Origin of the sequence: Paenibacillus residui (assembly GCF_042677205.1) — a bacterium.
GTDB classification, from domain to species: Bacteria; Bacillota; Bacilli; order Paenibacillales; family NBRC-103111; genus Paenibacillus_L; species Paenibacillus_L residui.
This window is the reverse complement of record NZ_JBHTIU010000102.1, coordinates 21,714-38,317: the sequence shown is the minus strand read 5'-3', so window position 1 is coordinate 38,317 and position 16,604 is coordinate 21,714. Positions and strand designations below refer to the sequence as shown.

The window sequence follows — 16,604 nt, the reverse complement described above, 5'->3', positions numbered from 1 at the left end:
AGGTTCCTTCGGGGTTCGCGTTCCAGGCATCTTAAATGACTGCCCACGCTAGCTTGACACTGACATCGTCTATTTAGACATTCCCCTGAGCCCATAAATCTGGTATAATTAACCATATAGAATTAATTTTAAGCGCGGAGGCTAATCCCCTGGAAAGGGGGTGAAGCCCGTGGAAGTTTACCAAGCGTTTACACTAATGATAAGCTTCGCTACATTAGTCGTTCTGATCCTTGGGTTCCACAAAAAGAAATAGACCGCCCTTATGTCAGGAGGGTAACGGTCTATTCCTTGTCCTTCTGCTCAGCCACCACGCTTAATCGTGACTTTGACCGTTAGGTGTGCCACCACCTGACGGTCACATTTTTTATTGTATGTTGATTACTTCCATTTTAACACATAGGACAAGCTATGCAAATAGGGAAGAACCCCTTCGGTCAAGCTAATTTTCTTGATGCTTTTCCCCTGTCTTTCCGGGGGGCGCTTGCCTTCTCTCCAAGACATATTTACAGATCAGGATTTTTGTTCGATAATGTAGAGTGTTTTAAAAACTTTCATCATTGACTTACCGGAAGGAGTCCTGGCAGCATGTCACAACATTCACGAATACAAACGATAGGATTAATTGCCGCCCTTGTTCTGATCTGGGGTATTTCCTGGCCGATCTATAAAATCGCATTGGTCTATACTCCTCCGGTTCTATTCGCCGGCTTGCGCACATTCCTTGGCGGACTGGCCCTGATGCTGGTGGCACTCCCACGCTGGAGGAACATCCGTCTCAGACAAAATCTCAAGCTGTATTTGGTCTCTTCCTTATTAAACGTCTTCCTTTTCTTCGGTTTACAGACCGTAGGATTAACCTATATGCCGGGAGGGTTGTTCTCTGCCCTGGTCTATTTTCAGCCCGTTCTGGTCGGGTTGATGGCGTGGCTATGGCTTGGAGAATCGATGTCCGTACTGAAGAGCATAGGGCTGCTGCTCGGTTTTGTCGGTGTGGCCGTAATCAGCGCAGACGGGCTATCCGGAAGCTTCTCCATTATCGGGGTAGTGCTCGCCCTGCTGACAGCCGTTAGTTGGGCGTTTGGCGCTGTCTTCCTGAAGAAAGAAGGAGGTGAAGCCGACCCCTTATGGCTCGTTGCCATTCAGAGCATGGTCGGAGGCTTATTGCTTACCGGAGCCGGTACGATGATGGAGTCGTGGTCGGACATCGTCTGGAACGTTCCTTATTTGTCAGGCTTGCTGTTCGGCACTATCCTGGGGATTCCCACAGCCTGGGTCATCTATTTCACGCTGGTCCGTTCAGGCGAAACCAGCAGAGTTGCGGCCAGCACGTTTCTTGTTCCGCTAATAGCGGTTATGACCAGCACGTTATTTTTGCACGAGCCGTTCCATCTCCTGCTTCTGCTGGGATTGATAATGATCGCGTGCAGCATATACCTGGTTAACCGGCCGGCAGTCCGTTCCGGGTCTTTACCCGCCATCCCGCCGGCTGGGCGAAAACTATCGAAGTAAAACAGACACTGTATCAGTTTCTGTGGACCATCCGTTAAGAAAGGAGCATTTTGCATTGTCTACTATTTTAGGTCTTTTTAAAAAATTGTTTTTGGGGGTGAATACTCAATATTTAGTAAAGTCGTACCTTATTTCGATTGCGGTAACTGGCTTTTTTCTGTATATGAATTTTGAAGATCAGCATAGCAGCAGTGCATTATTAACGGTCTATTTTTTATTAGCCGGTTTTTTATTTCCTTTCGCGGCAGTTTTATGGGACGACTTGATTAATACTTTGATGGGCGGTTATGCTATTATTTTGGCTTTGCCTCTGATGGTGATATGGAAACTAATCAAAATAATGTTGCTATATTTGTTTAGTCCGTTAATTGCCCCTATCGGCATGATTTATATTTATTTCGCAAATGGTTATCACAAAGAATGAGGTGTACGATAGTGGAGCCGGAATGATGGGCTGCCGCCGGACGAGGATGATCCCCTTAACGAAAACCGAATATTAATGGGGATCGCTCCGAAGTCAAATCTTCGTTTCCAAAGTGGCGGACAAATTTCAAGGTTTATTCTCCGCTTTTCACTGTTGCTGAAGGAATCCGGCCAAGCAGCCGGCTTCCCCAGCACACAGCTTCCATACAAGGCTATTCCGAAGACGATTCGGATGATTCCCCGTCGATTCTCTTCAGCACCTCCGTCAGTTCTTGCGGCTTCAGCAGCTCTACAGGGGATACTCCCTTCTCGAACTGAAAGGAATCCCCTTCAATGAGGACGACATACCGGTCTCCCAGGCGGGCCAGGTGCAGTTTGTTCCCATAATCGGCCAATTGCCCTTTGATCGTGACTCCGTCCAGCTTGAATTTCAGCTCCAGATCCTGCTTATGCTGAGTGAGCTGGACAGCCGCCTCCATGACCTGCTCGTGCTCCCACTTTTCCTGCAGGCTATCCCGCTTGTCGCTCGCCGCCCATATCTCCAGCTTCTCTTCCTCATCCAGTCTTTCCTCAGAGGACTGCTCCTCCCATTTCTGCTCAATATACTGATGCACCATATGAACGACCTGTTCATTCACAATTTCGGGCATCGGCTTCTCATAGGTGACGAACTTCAAGAAATCTTCAAAATAACGGGCATGCGAAGCCTGATGGATTTTCAGCTCCTGTTCCTCCAGCATTCCGTCCTCCGGCATATAGGGATACTGAATCGACTTGATGTTGCGGGCGCTGATGGCCATTTCCACCTGAGCCACAAGGCTTACTTCGGAAATCCGGGCAATCTTCGGCTCGAAATCGCACTTCATGACAAAGACGAAGGGCTCGTCGAAATAGGACGGCAATTTGGCGCTCGCTACTATGAACGCTCCGCCACGAACAGCGCTCGTATCCATGTACAATTGAACCATATCGTCGGCGAGCCGCTGAAATTCATCCGGACTGCCCGCCTGCCGTAATCCTTGGAACAAATTATAATTCGGATTGCTCGTCCATTCATGACCGGGTTCGACCACGAACCGCCCGATTTTGGTAGGAGTCTGCTCTGAGCTCGGATTTCTCTCTACTTTTCTTTTGCTGATTCTTGCGAACTCCCCGTCAAGAAACTGCTTCAGCTCGCTGGCCTCATATTGCTCGGCATCCATGGTTTGATAATGCCTGTACCGTTTACCGGACGCTGTGTCCTCCCCTTCGGCAGTAATGACGAAGAAAGATAAATAATGAACGTAAAATTCCATAAAGTTCTCCCTCACAAAATGTTCCAGCAGCCCTTACGGCTTCTAGGTCAGATGGGCAGAGCCCGCTCCAAGCTCATTGAACGCTTTGAGCAAAGTATATCGGTCGCGAACCCGGTGAGCTTCCCGCATACTGCGCTGCAGCAGCTCGCTGCCGATGCCCAGCTCCTCCGGAGCGGTCGGCCCTTCCATTCGTCCGAGCAATTCCCGCAGACGATCGGGAGACGGAATTTCGCTGATCCGCTTGCGGATGTCTTCCCAGCGGGCAAGGATCCTATCTCCCTTAACCAAATCCGTGCTTTCCAAACCGGAGCGAAGAGGAAATTCACCGCACGAGCCAAGCTTGTGATAGAGTGCGGAAATCTCCATGCTCGCCACTCCGATCTTCGCTCCGTGCAGCAGCTGCTTCTTTCCAAGACGCAAATATTCCATTTCCCAATAGTGGGATAAATGATGCTCCGAGCCGGAGGCCGGGTGCGATTGTCCGAATAGCTGCATGGCCAATCCGGATTGGATCAGCGAGCTCATTAGAATCCGGATGCCTTCCTCGCTTCTTCTGGCGATTTCTTCTGTATGGTCAACACAGGCGGATAATGCTTCCGCGGTTATCTCTGCCGCTGCCGGACAGTAAGGCTCGTCTGCTATCCAGTGAGAAAAGGTCCAGTCGAACAAGGACGTATATTTGCCCAGCATGTCGCCATAGCCCGCGGCGATCAGTGCAGCCGGAGCCTTGGCCAGAACCTCCAGGTCCGCGAACAGGGCGACCGGTGCTCCGGCCGGAATCGTCTTCTTCTCCCCCCGGATCAGAATCGGGGCTCCTTTGGAAGTAAAGCCGTCAACTGATGGAGCCGTGGGAACCGAAACGAAAGGCTTGTTCATTTTACTGGCGATCCATCGGACCATATCATGAATAGTGCCTGCCCCCACTGCAACAAGAATGTCATCGTCCGGCGAAATCTCGAGCATCACTTGAACGAGCGCCGCCTCATCCGCCACCACATCCCCCTGCCGATCAGGCTTAACCAGACATAGATGACAATCTATCCCCGCTGCAGACAAGCGGTCCATCAACTGTTGGCCCGCCGCCTCACAGGTATGGTCATCGGCAACGATAACCGTTCGCCTCCAGGAGTTTTCTATTAAATAGGGAGCTACATATTTTAAAGCACCCGCTTCGATCATGATTGTCTCCAGTGCCAGCGGATGATGATTCCCGCACGTACATCCGGCAGCTTTCCGGCGGATCGCTTGTTGAATGGTTTCCATCTGTTTTCCTCTTTTCCTGTTGAATCTCATAGAACAGGTAATATTGTATCATTTTTTGATCGTTGTTTACGTCATTGCAGCAAAAAAGTATGACCAATTGTTGCACAATATTTGTCATTCGCCGGCCTTCGACTATTATCCCCTTAAGGCAGGGTTTTGTCCATTTCACTGCCACGACCGCTGAAAAGCATGCAAATCTGCACGCTTTTGGCTGGTTAGCTCCATGTCCGCAGCAAAGCCTGAAAAAATACATCTTTTTTCTCGTTCCAGGGGTAATCGGGTGATTTGAGACCGAAATTGATGTATTATCGCAGGCTTTTCTCACAAACGGTATGAATCGCTTCAAAATTGATGCATTATCGCAGGAATTTCACCTTCGGAACGTATCCGCCCGCACTCCATAGAATTCGGAGCCTAGACCTTCCTCTAAGCGCGGTCGCTCATCCTGACATTGCTTCGATATTGGCTTAACCATTACTTCGCGAGAGTTACCCGGGACTTTTAGCCAATGCAAAAAAACAGGAAAACAGCGTTTCGGACTGAAACCGCTGCTTTCCCTAATTTACGTGCTATGGAGCTTTCTCAGGCATAAATTATGCGGAAAAATAGGCCATCTGCACACAAACCGGCTTGGGAACCGGAACGGAGCTGCCGGTAAACGTCAGCTTGCCGCTCTCCCGGTCCACCCGGAATACCGTCAAATTATTCGTATCCCGATTAGCCGCGATCAAGAAATCTCCGTCGGGGGTCAGCGCGAAATGGCGGGGATGCTTTCCTTCGGTCGATACATGTTCAATCAGGGTCAGCCGGCCGGATTCTCCATCAACGGAATAGACCGCTATGCTGTCATGTCCCCGGTTAGAGCCGTACAGGAAACGGCCATCCCGCGATATTGTAATTTCGGCACATGTATTTTCCCCATGGTAATCCGCAGGCAGCGTCGGAACGGTCTCCATCGGCTGGAGCTTCCCCGTCGAAGCATCGTAACGCAAGGAAGTGATCGTCGAATCCAATTCGTTAATAACATAGGCATATTTGCCTTCCGGATGGAAAACGAGATGACGGGGCCCCGCTCCCGGATGAATTTCTGTCTCGCCGATATGTACCAAGGCTTCCTTCACCTTATCGATGCGGTAAGTCATAATGCGGTCGAGGCCTAAATCCGGCACATAAACATATTGTTCGTCCGGGCTGAAGAAGGCCGAATGAGGATGGGGCTGGGTCTGGCGTTCGGGATGAACGCTGCGGCCTTCGTGCTGCTTCGTATCGAGAAGCTTGCCGACGGTTCCGTCCTCGTGAAGAGAGAGCAGGCCTACCTTCCCTCCGTGGTAGCTGGCTACAACCAGATAACGGTCCTCCGCATCTCTCTGAATATGGCAGGTTGGAGAATCAACCGTAGCAGCCTGATTCAGCCGGGTAATCGTTCCTTGCCGGGGGTCAATGCCGAACGAAACAGCACCTCCCGAACGTCCTGCGGCGGTCTCGGTTTCTTCGATAGAATACAGCTTTAACCTTGCGGCATCAAGGTTTAAGAACGTCGGGTTCTTCAACCCCGCTGCTTGATCCAACAGAGCCAGCTTCCCTGTAGTGCTGTCGAGAGAATAAACGTACACCCCGCTATCTGAAGCTTCCGCATAAGAGCCGACAAAAACAAGCATACGAGCCGAATTGGCTGTCATTGTATAACTCCTCCTCTTCCTGATTGACCAAAGTACTTTACCCTTTACAACTATATTTAATGTACACTTTTCCAACCGGGAAGACAAATTTCGATATGCGTTGGATATCCAGGGACCCAGACAAGCATATTTAATAGAATTGTTGCAGACCAATTATAATCTTCGACAAGAAAACGGGATCTGAATCTTCCTCTTGATGCCGCTTGGTGTTGGAGTTATCGTCAGGCGTTGCTTGCAAGATTCGGACCTCCCCTTCGCTCGTCCGTCACCGTAACGGAACTCAGCAGCCTTATTTCTTTCATAAGGCGTCTTTATAGTATACAACGGAACTGAGCGCCTCTATTTGAGCAATCAGAATCAAAATACTCGCAATTTGAAGGCAATAACGTCTCTCCGTTCCGTAAGATTTCGAACCTGACCCTTTTTCGCCCAATAACGTCGCTCAGTTCCGTAAGCCCCCCCGCCTATGCTTCGCAGACTCGTGCCAACCATTCAATAGATAGGTCCGATATCGTCTATTTCATCCCACATCCCACGCCACCTTATCAAAACGAAGTGGAACCACCCATAGCCCCAAAGATTTTATATTTAAAGCTCCTACCGGACCTTTTCGAAGATAAATAGCCCGGTATTAGCGGAAGCTTTTTATGTCAAAAGGAATTTTTCTTTTACACCGTATTAACGCTGAAAGAACTTATTCGGCACTGAGAATTCCACCGGGAACGGTGAAGAGCAGACTACATAAAGCTCGCAAGACAATGAGAAAAGTATTGGAGGTAGATTCCCCATGAAGGACGCGGATTGGGAGCGATTGCTCAAACAATCTTTAGCTTCCACAGCTGAGCCCGAAGACAAGTTGAATGAGAGCCTAATCCATCAATTAAAGGAGCGCAGTCAGATGAAGCATAAATATAGAAAAAGATTATCCGCTGGATTATTAGCCGCTGTATTGCTGCTAGCACTGTCCGTATCGGCTTATGCGGCCGCTCAGTTATTCAGCGCCAAGCAAATCGTCGACCATTTGGGCGATAAGCTGTTAGCGGATGCGTTTGAGAGCAAAGATGCCATTCAAATTAATCAATCAAAAACTTCCGGAGACTATCGTTTTACGCTGCATGGTCTAGTTTCGGGGGCAGGTCTTAGTGAATTTCCCCATTCTGCGGAGGAAATATATCCTGACCGGACATATGTGGTTGTATCGATAGCGAGACAGGATGGCAAGCCGATGCCGGATACTCGTGATCCTGAATATGGCAAGGAGCCTTTCTTCATATCGCCGTTGATCAAAGGTCTGGAGCCATGGCGGATTAACATCGCTTCCATGAGCGGCGCATACAGCGAGACCGTTATAGATGGTGTCATGTACAGACTCCTTGAATGCGATCAGGTGGAAATATTTGCAGACAGAGGGTTATACTTGGCGATCAGCAGCGGCAAGACGTTTTATAGCACCGAGGCGTTTAGATATGACGAGATTACGGGGGAAATCCAACCTAAAGAAGACTATCCCGGCGCCGCGGTGCTGTTCGATCTCCCTCTCGACGCGGCAAAAGCGGACCCAGTCAAGGCAGAAGCTTATGTGGAAGCAGTTTTATCGTCTTCGAGAAGTAACGAACGCCACACCGAAGAATGGGGAAACTGGATGAAAGATTTTAAGGCCAAATTACGTAACGGCGAGAGGATCGGCGAAACTATTCCCGAATCCGTGAAGGAAGTAAGCTATGACGATGCGGGAAATATCATTTATACTTTTGACGATGGTCGGAGCACAACGGAGTCTCCTGAGCAGTTGTTCGAGGAAGGACAAATTGGATTTTCGGATAGACGGCTCTCCATCAGCGGGGGGGCTGACGATACCTACGAGGCGGTGCTGTTCCACAGAGACGAAAACGGAGTGATTACCGGCAGAATCGTTGTGTTGGATGAAGAGCCTCCATTCCCGAAATCTCATAACCCATAAAGCCTAATTTGTTATTCAATTGATCTTGCGGTTAATTAACATTTTTTCCATTCTACTGAAAATGGCCGGGAAACCTTCGCCGGAGTCGGCTATCCAAGCTTAGTTTCAGTTAAGGGCTTGCTGAACAACACTCCCCTTCAGCAAGCCCTTTCCCTTTAATTCTATGAAATTAAATCGGGTCCACCTGCACCGCCGCCTGTTTGCCGCTGAGCTGAATCCCCGTCTTCCTGCGGCCCGCCGCGCTTAAATCCTTCGTCAATTCCTCCAGCAGCTCCTTCGCCTGCGGACCTTCCTTCCCTTGAATGCGCACAACGAGCCATACCGAATGGCCTGATTTCAGCATTCGCTCCGCCTGCTGCTTTTTCGTTTCGTAATCATGTGCTTCTATTTTCGGAGTCAGCCGAATTTCCTTGAGCTTGGGCTTCTGCTCGCGTTTGCGTTCCTGCTGTGCCTCCTGCTTGGCGGCTCCCGCACGAATTAATCGGCAGGGCGGGGGACTACTCATTAAAGAGGTGCATACGAGATCCACCTTCAACTTTCTGGCCATGGCCAGAGCTTCGGATGTTGCAACGATGCCCAAGTCCTCTCCATCCACACCGGTCAGATGAACCTCGGCGGCTTTGATTTTTTCATTTTTGATCATTGTGAATCCACCTGTACTTTCGCTATAATGAACCCATATTACCGCCTGGAAGGGGATTTTTCAATGGGCCGCAAAGAGATGGAAGAGCAAATCATCGCCAATTATGAACGGGACGAGCAAATGATGATCCTTATATTCGCCCAATGGTGCATCAACCACGACCTGGATCCGGTAGAGCTATACCTGCGGGCCTATCCTGATCAGGCTGCCAATCCTGCTCTGCAGCAAGCGATGGAACTGACCGTGCCCAAGGAAGAAGCCGGAGATATTCCGGATGATACTTTGCTCGGCGTGTTATCCATGTTCGGCAACGACGATTTAGCCTTCGTGGTCACCGAGGAAATCGGCAAAGCGAAGCAAGCGGGACGGAACTCGCTCCATCGCTGAATGTTCTTAAACCAAGTTGGCATAGGGAATTTAAGCAGGCCCTGTTTCACTTTTTTTAAAAAACGCGCGCCAATCGGAACGCATTGGGGCGCTGTATGGCGGCGGTTGGTCAGACACCATGATCATAACCGGTATGAGGCTAACGAATAGGTCCAACCGGATAATTATTTTTGCCTCAAGCCGCCTCCAAGACTGGAGACTCGTGGCGAACGCAACGATTCAATGGGAGGGAAATGGGATTGGAGAAAATCAGACTTAGAGCCGCCGCTTTAATTATTGAGGAGCAATCGATCCTGCTCGTAGAGTTCAGAAATGAGCAGGATGATGGAGTTCACTACAATCTTCCGGCGGGAGGAGTGGAACCCGGGGAAACGCTGGTTGAAGCCGCTATTAGAGAAGCCAGAGAGGAGGCTTCCGTTGATATTGACGTTGGCCCGGTTGCCTTCGTCTACGAATATCAGCCGGCCAAGAACAACTACATTTATGGGGATGTTCATTCCGTTGGTATTACCTTCGCCTGCCGGCTTAAGGACGGCTCTGTTCCCCGTCTCCCGGACCGTCCCGACCCGGCCCAGACAGGTGTTAAATGGGTACCGTTATCGGAATTGAGCTCGGTTCAGCTATACCCGGAAATTGCGGATGACATTCTGAATTATTGCAACGGACACGACTATCGTAATTACGTCGAGGAGCACGAAATACAGTCGGAGAAAGCCGGAAATGATTAACATTCACCTCTAAGTATCGGATGCAAAAAAAGGAAAGCTGGGCCGTCTGACGGAATCGGTTTCAGCTGATTTCAATAAAAATGGTCGCAAAGACCTGCACTATTGCTCGTTTTTTTTCAGATTGTCGGCGATGTGTCAGCTTTAAGTTAGCACTTACTAAGAGATAAGTTGAACCCGACATTACATAGCCCCTCATCAATGTCATCGCGCGCGCCTCTCCCGGCGCGCGCTGCGGCTATGTATGGCGGATCTTCAGATCCCATACTAATATCCGATTGACATCGCAACATCGGACAGTCCCCCTGGCCCCCGATAGTGACCCATTATCGTATCGTCGGACAGTCCCTTGGTACCCAATACAACTCATCATCGCATCGTCGGACAGTCCCCGGGACCTTCACGACCCATTATCCTTCCTCCGCCGCTCGCGACAGAGCCTTCAAATCCTTCATGATGCCCGTCTCATCCTTGCCGAAATAATCATGAAGCTTTAAATAAACTTCATACAGCTTGTCGTATACCGGCCGGTGCTCCGGAATCGGCTCGTATACCTCCGTCTTGCCGGCAGCCATCTTCCGAATGGCGTTCTCCATCGTATCGTAGCCGCCTTCTGCCGCCCCGGCCGCTACCGCACCGCACATCGCCGCGCCCAGCGCTCCGATTTCGTTGGACAGAGGCACTTGAATGCTGCGGCCGGTAACATCCGCATAGATTTGCATTAGCAGCCGGTTCCGCTTCGGCAGCCCTCCGGCCGCATACAATTCGGTTACCTCGATCCCGTTCGCCTCGAACGTATCGATAATTTTGCGCGTACCGAAGGCTGTAGCCTCCAGCAGCGCCCTGTAAATCTCTGCGGGACGGGTGGACAGAGTATATCCGACGACCATCCCGGTCAACCCGGCATCCATCAAGACCGAGCGATTGCCGTTCCACCAATCCAGCGCCACAAGTCCGGTTTCCCCCGGCCGATAAGAGCCGGCCTCCTGTTCGAGCCGTTCATGAACGGATAATGACTCTACGCCGTTCGCCGAACCGGGTAATGGAGGAACGCCATTCTGAACGAACCAGCCGAATAAGTCGCCAACGGCCGCCTGACCGGCTTCATAGCCGTAATAGCCCGGAATGATGCCATCCTTTACTACGCCGGCCACTCCCTGAACGAATTTCTCCTCGGGAGACATGAGCATATGGCAGGTTGACGTTCCCATTACCATGACCATAACCCCGGGTTCATAAACTCCCGAACCGGGAACCGCGGCGTGCGCGTCAATCATCCCCGCGGCTACGGCGGTGCCGGGCCGAAGCCCGATTTCCCGTGCTATTTCCGGGCCCAAGACCCCCGCTCTATGGCCTACCGCAACGACCTCGCCCCGCAGCTTCGTGTCGGCGACACGCTCCAGCTCGGGATGAAGCTCCCGCAAATAATCGGCAGGAGGGAATCCGTCGTGCCACATCCCCTTGTAACCGGCTCCGGCGCGGTTGCGCACCCAACGGCCGGTTAATTGATAAACAATCCAGTCGGCCGCTTCCACGAACCGGTCCGTGCGATCATATAGATCCGGGGCCTCGTTCAGCACCTGCAAAATTTTCGGCAGCATCCATTCGGATGAAATTTTCCCCCCGTACCGCTGCAGGAACGGCTCCCCACGCTGCGCCGCAAGCTCCGTAATCCGGTGTGCTTCCTCTTCAGCGGCATGGTGCTTCCACAGCTTCACCCAGCTGTGCGGGTGCTCGCGAAGCTCCTCCTTGAAGCATAGAGGCGTTCCCGATTCATCGACCGGAATCACCGTGCAGGATGTAAAATCAATACCCAATCCGATCACATCATCGGGGCTGACCCCGGATGACCGCAGCACAGCGGGAATTCCTTCTTTAAGAACTTGAAGATAGTCGCCCGGATGCTGCAGCGCCCAGTCCCGTTTCAGCTTCACACCTGTATCGGGCAGGACGGAAGTAATGACACCGTGCGGATATTTGACGATATGTACCGCCGCTTCCCTTCCGCTGCCGGCATCAGCCAGCAGGACCCTTCCCGACTCCGTCCCATAGTCGATCCCTATAACATACTTGCCCATGACGTCCCTCCTTACTTATAAAGCGGCCCGAAAGCCGCGCAGGCCCGATAATCCGCCCCGACCGGCTCGGCTTCTCCGAAGGCGGACCACGCACTAGGCCTGAAAATCCGCTCCTCCGGCACATTATGCATCGAAACCGGAATCCGAAGCATGGATGCCAGCGTAATCAGTTGGCCTCCAATATGCCCGTAACTCAAAGCACAGTGGTTGGAACCCCAATTATACATGACGGAGTACACATCTTTAAACGCTCCCTTCCCGGTAAGCCTGGGAACAAACCAGGTGGTCGGCCAGGTCGGATTGGTCCGCTCCACCAACACGGAGTGAATGTCATCCGGTACATCCGCCGTATACCCTTCCGCAAGCTGCAGAACAGGACCGAGGCCCTTCACCAGATTGAGGCGGGCCATCGTTACCGGCATGCTCCCAGCCGTCACAAACTGTGAGGAAAAGCCGCCTCCCCGGAAAAAGTCGACGGCCGGACACCATTCCGTCGCCTCCAGACATGTCCGCATCTCCTCCTCCGTTATTTCCCAGAACGGCTTCATGACCGGATGCCCGTCGGCCTGCTGGCGGCCGGTACCGTCCAAAGAGGCGGCACCCGAATTGCTCAAATGAATCATCCCGCCGGCCGTCAGCCCTTCAAGAGTCTTTCCGGTCACCCGCCGGACCGCCTCCGGACTCCAATAAGTTCTCACATCGGCGAAGATTTGTGCCCGATCCGTAAGCAAATGCCCGAACAGCATCGTGACCGCGTTCAGTGAATCGTTTTCCGTAGCAAACATATAAGGCTGCCGGATTCCGTCCCAATCGAACGAACTGGTCAGAATCGCTTCCATAAAGTCCCCGTTAGGGAAATAATCTGTCCAAGCGCGCTGCCCCTGGAAGCCCCCCGCAATCGCATTATGTCCAAGCGCTTCCTCGCCGTAACCGAGCGACGCCAGCTTGGGATTGCCGGCCATCAAATCTTTGGCGATCAGAGCCATTTTGACGACAAACTGCCAATCCTCATCCTTCTGGGCACGTGTTCTTCGCAGAGAATCCGGGTTGACATCCCTGCCTTCCCTGCAGTGTCTTTTTACCCAATCCAGTGCCCGCTCATATTCCTCGGGGTCAAAAATATTCATCTGGATGCGCCGGACGAACTCGCTCATGTCGACATATTCGTTTCTCATGCCCAAATAATGTTGGAAAAAGTCCTCGTTAACGATGCATCCGGCAATTCCCATCGATACCGTCCCTATGGACAGATACGATTTGCCCCGCATTTCCGCAACCGCTAGGCCGGATTTGACGAACTGCAGCAGCTTCTCCTGAACGTCCTCCGTAATGGTCGTATCATCGATATCCTGAACATCCTTGCCATAGATCGTGAAGACCGGCAGCCCTTTCTGATTATGCGCGGCGCTTACGGCAGCCAGATAAACCGCCCCCGGGCGTTCGGTGCTGTTGAAGCCCCAGACCGCTTTCGGCATCAGCGGGTCCTGATCCATCGTTTCGGTTGGATAACACCAGGAAGGAGTGACCGTGACCGTCAGCCCGACACCGTTCCGGGCGAATTTCTCGGCCGCTTGAGCGGCTTCCGCCACTCCTCCAATACAATTATCGGCTATAACGCATTCCACGGGCAACCCATTCGAATGCTTCAGCTTTTGTGAAATTAAAGCGGCCACCGACCTGGCCATTTCCATCGTTACATTTTCCAGCGATTCCCGAATTCCGCCCCGGCGCCCGTCGACAACCGGACGAATGCCAACCTTGGGCATCTGCCCATTCAATCGATTTTTAACGGATATGCTCATCGTTATGTCCTCCTATCGGATTTGCTCCCGAATTATATTTATATAGAAAAAACTATCGTTCACTCTGCAGCCTTTTCGTGCAAAACCACCTCCTTCCATTCGTTCCATGGCCATGATCGTGATGACAAGCACAGAAATCCCGGATAATAGGTAATCGTTTACCTTAATTCAGTAAAAAAAGGACGGTCATTGTTTACCTAAAAAAACAACCTGATTTCCCGTCCGATTTTTTGCTGCTTTTTTACCCTATTGGCTGTTGTTCTCAGTTCCTTCCATAATCGGTTTGAAAATTTCTTTATAGGGGCCGGTTCCCCCATTTAACAGCCGGTCGCACAAAATACGGCCTGCCGCCCGGCCCATTTCGTAAGGCGATTGCCTGATCGAGATCATATCGGGCCACAGCAGCTCCGCAGCCTCTACTTGACCGTAGGAAGCCAGGATGAAATCCTCCTGCAGTCGGCACCCCCTCCGGACCAATTCCAGCATCAGGCCATAAGCCATCGTGTTGTTGAAGCATAGCAATGCTGTGGGCCGCTGGCTCAGTTGCAAGAAATAACGGGCTGCCTTCTCGCCGCTTTCCTGGGTGAAAGTGCCGTAGAACTGCAGTTCCTCCTCCACCGGGAATTGATAATGCCGCATCGCTTGAAGATATCCGGCATAGCGGTCAGACCCCGTGCTTACATTGGATGGACCGTGGATCACCCCAATCCGCTTGTGTCCTTGTAGTATGAGGGACTCTGTAAGCATATAAGCGCCGCGAATGTTATCCTCCTGGATAAGATCGATGGAGTCGTCCTCTTCCTCCAGCCTTCGGTCGACCAGAATAACAGGAGTGCCGGAAGCCTGGATACTCCGAATCAACTCGTCATTGGCACCCGATGTGGCCAGAACAAGCGCATCCACTCTTTTTTTGTACAGAACCTGCAGCAGCTCGCGTTCCTTATCCGGCGATTCGTCTCCACTGCCGAAGATCAGGTTGTAGCCCTTGGAGTGCACCTCATCCTCTATTCCTCGCGATATTTTCATAAAATACGGATTGGATATATCGGGAATAACGATGCCGATCGTATTGGTTTGCTCCATCTTCAAGCTCCTGGCGACCGCATTCGGCTGATAATTCAGCTTCTTGACAGCGGTATAAACCCTTTGCTTGACCTCTTCCGTCGCGTATCCCTTACGGTTAAGAACCCTCGATACAGTGGCTATGGAGACTCCGCTTTCCTTGGCCACCTCTTTAATGGTTATTCTGCTCACTTGCCTTCATCCGTCTCCCATCCAGTAATCGTTTACACAATTTTTTATAAAAAAGCCCGTCGACAACCCGGCCTTCATTATTTTCGGATAACGCTCTTGTTAAAATGTAAACCTTTTATATGAAAATAATATAAATGCCGGTTTTTGACAAGACTTTTCTGTTCTACACGGGAAAAACGGTCCGATCAGCCCATATTTAAGCAAATCGAACCGTTCCTAAGGCTCCATGTCCGCCTATTCTTGGCAGCCTTCTCTGTACAGAGACTCGTTTTATAACAGGTGAGGCTGCCGGGTTTGTTCAAATATAAGAAAGTATAAGTTTTCATCTATACCTTTTCTTGTATTTCATCGGTAAACGCGCCCGTCCTAAGGACGGCGATAGCCGTTTATCCTTGACTCATACCAGTATCCGGTCAAGCCTTGTTCCAATCTCAGGAGCGCTTCCAGATAGTAATAATCGCCCCAGATCATGAAATCGTCAGGACCCCTTCCCCCGCGAACATGGTAGGATCCGTGCTTGATCAGGCCTTCCGCCTCCGGCATGGCCATCGTCGAATAATTTTCGACCAGCGACTCCATCGTCCGCCGTACCGCCTCCCCGAATTTGGCCCGTTCCGGATCATTCTCGTCCAGATGGGAAATTAGTTCAAGCAGACCGGCAGCGGCAATGGCCGAAGCCGAGCTGTCCCGCGAGGTGTCCTCGTTGACAGGTACATCGAAATCCCAATAAACGACCTGATCTTCCGGAAGCCGCTCGATGAAATAATCGGCCATCCGTCTGGACGTTTCCAAATACAACGGATTTTTCGTATAGCGATAGGAAAGGGCGAATCCATAGATTCCCCAAGCCTGGCCGCGCGTCCACGTGGATCCGTCATGATAGCCTTGATGCGTGCCGCCGCCGATTGGAGTACCATCCTCGGAATTGAAATAGAACGTATGGTAGGAAGAATCATCTCCCCGCACCAGATAACGCCGGCTCTTATCGGCTTGGATGATGGCGGCGTCCCGGTACCCGGCATCGCCGGTTTGTTCGTACGCCCAATACAGCAGCGGCAGATTCAACAGGCAGTCAATGATGATCCTGCCGCCGTTCCGGGGATCTCCCTCCGGTCCCCAGGCTTGAATATATTGTCCGCGGGGGCGCCAGCGTTTCATCAGCTTGTCCGCGGCGCGAAGCGCCAGTTGCCGGGCCTCCACGTCCTTTTCTACGATCCAGCCCGCTTTGGCCGACAAGGAGTACAGAAAGCCGATGTCATGGTGATCCAGAAATAGATCTTTATCCAGACGCTCGCTGAAGCTCCTTACTTGCGCCCGGGCCGCCTCCCGGAAAAATTCGTCTCCCGTATATTGATAGCAAAGCCAAATCATGCCGGTATAGAATCCATCGATCCAATCGTTGTTTTCTTCCCATTGGTAGCGGCTTTCTCCGCGCGCGGAAAGCTTACGGTCCGGCTGCTTGTCGATAATATGGGGAAACCTCAACCCATGCTTCTCGATATTTCGTCTCGTTTTTAATACTGCATCCTCAATCGCTTGCTTCCACATTGATCAGGCCACTCCTATCCTATTTATATATTTAAGGC

The 16,604-nt window shown here is 51.4% G+C and carries 14 protein-coding genes; 6 read left to right on the top strand and 8 right to left on the bottom strand.

The annotated features are described in order from the left end of the window. Positions 1-160: 160 nt before the first annotated feature. The 3 genes from ACFQ03_RS23940 to ACFQ03_RS23930 all read left to right on the top strand — a co-directional run bounded on the left by ACFQ03_RS23940 (position 161) and on the right by ACFQ03_RS23930 (position 1,933). Complete coding sequence (locus tag ACFQ03_RS23940; protein ID WP_222126579.1) at positions 161-253, top strand: putative holin-like toxin; 93 nt, start codon at positions 161-163, stop codon at positions 251-253. A gap of 332 nt (positions 254-585) precedes the next feature. After that, positions 586-1,509: a DMT family transporter gene (locus tag ACFQ03_RS23935; protein ID WP_144932868.1), complete on the top strand. Its 924-nt coding sequence runs from the start codon at positions 586-588 to the stop codon at positions 1,507-1,509. A 55-nt stretch (positions 1,510-1,564) separates the two neighbouring features. Then, positions 1,565-1,933 (top strand): hypothetical protein, encoded by a 369-nt coding sequence (locus ACFQ03_RS23930; RefSeq protein ID WP_379291446.1) that lies wholly within the window; start codon positions 1,565-1,567, stop codon positions 1,931-1,933. Positions 1,934-2,144: 211 nt separating this feature from the next. Here ACFQ03_RS23930 and ACFQ03_RS23925 read toward each other — a convergent pair whose 3' ends face one another. From ACFQ03_RS23925 to ACFQ03_RS23915, 3 genes are all read right to left on the bottom strand, one after another. Then, a complete protein-coding gene (locus ACFQ03_RS23925; protein WP_379291444.1) occupies positions 2,145-3,227 on the bottom strand; it encodes a DUF3900 domain-containing protein in 1,083 nt (360 codons plus the stop codon). A 42-nt stretch (positions 3,228-3,269) separates the two neighbouring features. Next, entirely contained in the window at positions 3,270-4,490 is a 1,221-nt protein-coding gene (locus ACFQ03_RS23920) for a sn-glycerol-1-phosphate dehydrogenase (protein ID WP_379291442.1), read from the bottom strand. A 593-nt stretch (positions 4,491-5,083) separates the two neighbouring features. Further along, positions 5,084-6,169 carry a lactonase family protein gene (locus ACFQ03_RS23915; RefSeq protein ID WP_379291439.1) on the bottom strand — a complete coding sequence of 362 codons (1,086 nt, stop codon included), beginning with the start codon at positions 6,167-6,169 and terminating at the stop codon, positions 5,084-5,086. 898 nt (positions 6,170-7,067) lie between these two features. Here ACFQ03_RS23915 and ACFQ03_RS23910 point away from each other — a divergent pair. Beyond that, the gene (locus ACFQ03_RS23910; RefSeq protein WP_379291437.1) at positions 7,068-8,129 is read left to right on the top strand and encodes a hypothetical protein; all 1,062 of its coding nucleotides are present in this window, start codon (positions 7,068-7,070) and stop codon (positions 8,127-8,129) included. A 169-nt stretch (positions 8,130-8,298) separates the two neighbouring features. On the opposite strand, the gene infC is transcribed toward ACFQ03_RS23910, so the two are convergent. Then, complete coding sequence (gene infC, locus ACFQ03_RS23905; protein WP_144932858.1) at positions 8,299-8,772, bottom strand: translation initiation factor IF-3; 474 nt, start codon at positions 8,770-8,772, stop codon at positions 8,299-8,301. Between the two features lie 63 nt (positions 8,773-8,835). On the opposite strand from infC, the gene ACFQ03_RS23900 reads away from it, so the two are divergent. Continuing rightward, positions 8,836-9,159: a hypothetical protein gene (locus tag ACFQ03_RS23900; protein WP_379291435.1), complete on the top strand. Its 324-nt coding sequence runs from the start codon at positions 8,836-8,838 to the stop codon at positions 9,157-9,159. A 239-nt stretch (positions 9,160-9,398) separates the two neighbouring features. After that, complete coding sequence (locus tag ACFQ03_RS23895) at positions 9,399-9,887, top strand: NUDIX domain-containing protein (RefSeq protein WP_379291433.1); 489 nt, start codon at positions 9,399-9,401, stop codon at positions 9,885-9,887. Positions 9,888-10,294: 407 nt separating this feature from the next. On the opposite strand, the gene ACFQ03_RS23890 is transcribed toward ACFQ03_RS23895, so the two are convergent. From ACFQ03_RS23890 to ACFQ03_RS23875, 4 genes are all read right to left on the bottom strand, one after another. Continuing rightward, entirely contained in the window at positions 10,295-11,962 is a 1,668-nt protein-coding gene (locus tag ACFQ03_RS23890; RefSeq protein WP_150959761.1) for a ribulokinase, read from the bottom strand. An 11-nt stretch (positions 11,963-11,973) separates the two neighbouring features. Next, positions 11,974-13,764, bottom strand: coding sequence for an L-fucose isomerase (locus ACFQ03_RS23885; protein WP_379291430.1), 1,791 nt, complete (start codon positions 13,762-13,764; stop codon positions 11,974-11,976). A gap of 246 nt (positions 13,765-14,010) precedes the next feature. Beyond that, the gene (locus ACFQ03_RS23880; RefSeq protein WP_144932848.1) at positions 14,011-15,018 is read right to left on the bottom strand and encodes a LacI family DNA-binding transcriptional regulator; all 1,008 of its coding nucleotides are present in this window, start codon (positions 15,016-15,018) and stop codon (positions 14,011-14,013) included. Positions 15,019-15,384: 366 nt separating this feature from the next. Further along, positions 15,385-16,566 carry a glycoside hydrolase family 88 protein gene (locus ACFQ03_RS23875; protein WP_379291428.1) on the bottom strand — a complete coding sequence of 394 codons (1,182 nt, stop codon included), beginning with the start codon at positions 16,564-16,566 and terminating at the stop codon, positions 15,385-15,387. Between the last annotated feature and the right edge of the window lie 38 nt (positions 16,567-16,604).

Bases quoted from the DNA above. Each gene is read 5' to 3' on its own strand.
- ACFQ03_RS23910 (WP_379291437.1), top strand. From the start codon at position 7,068: ATGAAGCATAAATATAGAAAAAGATTATCCGCTGGATTATTAGCCGCT.
- ACFQ03_RS23885 (WP_379291430.1), bottom strand. From the start codon at position 13,764: ATGAGCATATCCGTTAAAAATCGATTGAATGGGCAGATGCCCAAGGTT.
- ACFQ03_RS23925 (WP_379291444.1), bottom strand. From the start codon at position 3,227: ATGGAATTTTACGTTCATTATTTATCTTTCTTCGTCATTACTGCCGAA.
- ACFQ03_RS23875 (WP_379291428.1), bottom strand. From the start codon at position 16,566: ATGTGGAAGCAAGCGATTGAGGATGCAGTATTAAAAACGAGACGAAAT.
- ACFQ03_RS23890 (WP_150959761.1), bottom strand. From the start codon at position 11,962: ATGGGCAAGTATGTTATAGGGATCGACTATGGGACGGAGTCGGGAAGG.
- ACFQ03_RS23915 (WP_379291439.1), bottom strand. From the start codon at position 6,169: ATGACAGCCAATTCGGCTCGTATGCTTGTTTTTGTCGGCTCTTATGCG.
- ACFQ03_RS23920 (WP_379291442.1), bottom strand. From the start codon at position 4,490: ATGGAAACCATTCAACAAGCGATCCGCCGGAAAGCTGCCGGATGTACG.
- ACFQ03_RS23900 (WP_379291435.1), top strand. From the start codon at position 8,836: ATGGGCCGCAAAGAGATGGAAGAGCAAATCATCGCCAATTATGAACGG.
- infC (WP_144932858.1), bottom strand. From the start codon at position 8,772: ATGATCAAAAATGAAAAAATCAAAGCCGCCGAGGTTCATCTGACCGGT.
- ACFQ03_RS23935 (WP_144932868.1), top strand. From the start codon at position 586: ATGTCACAACATTCACGAATACAAACGATAGGATTAATTGCCGCCCTT.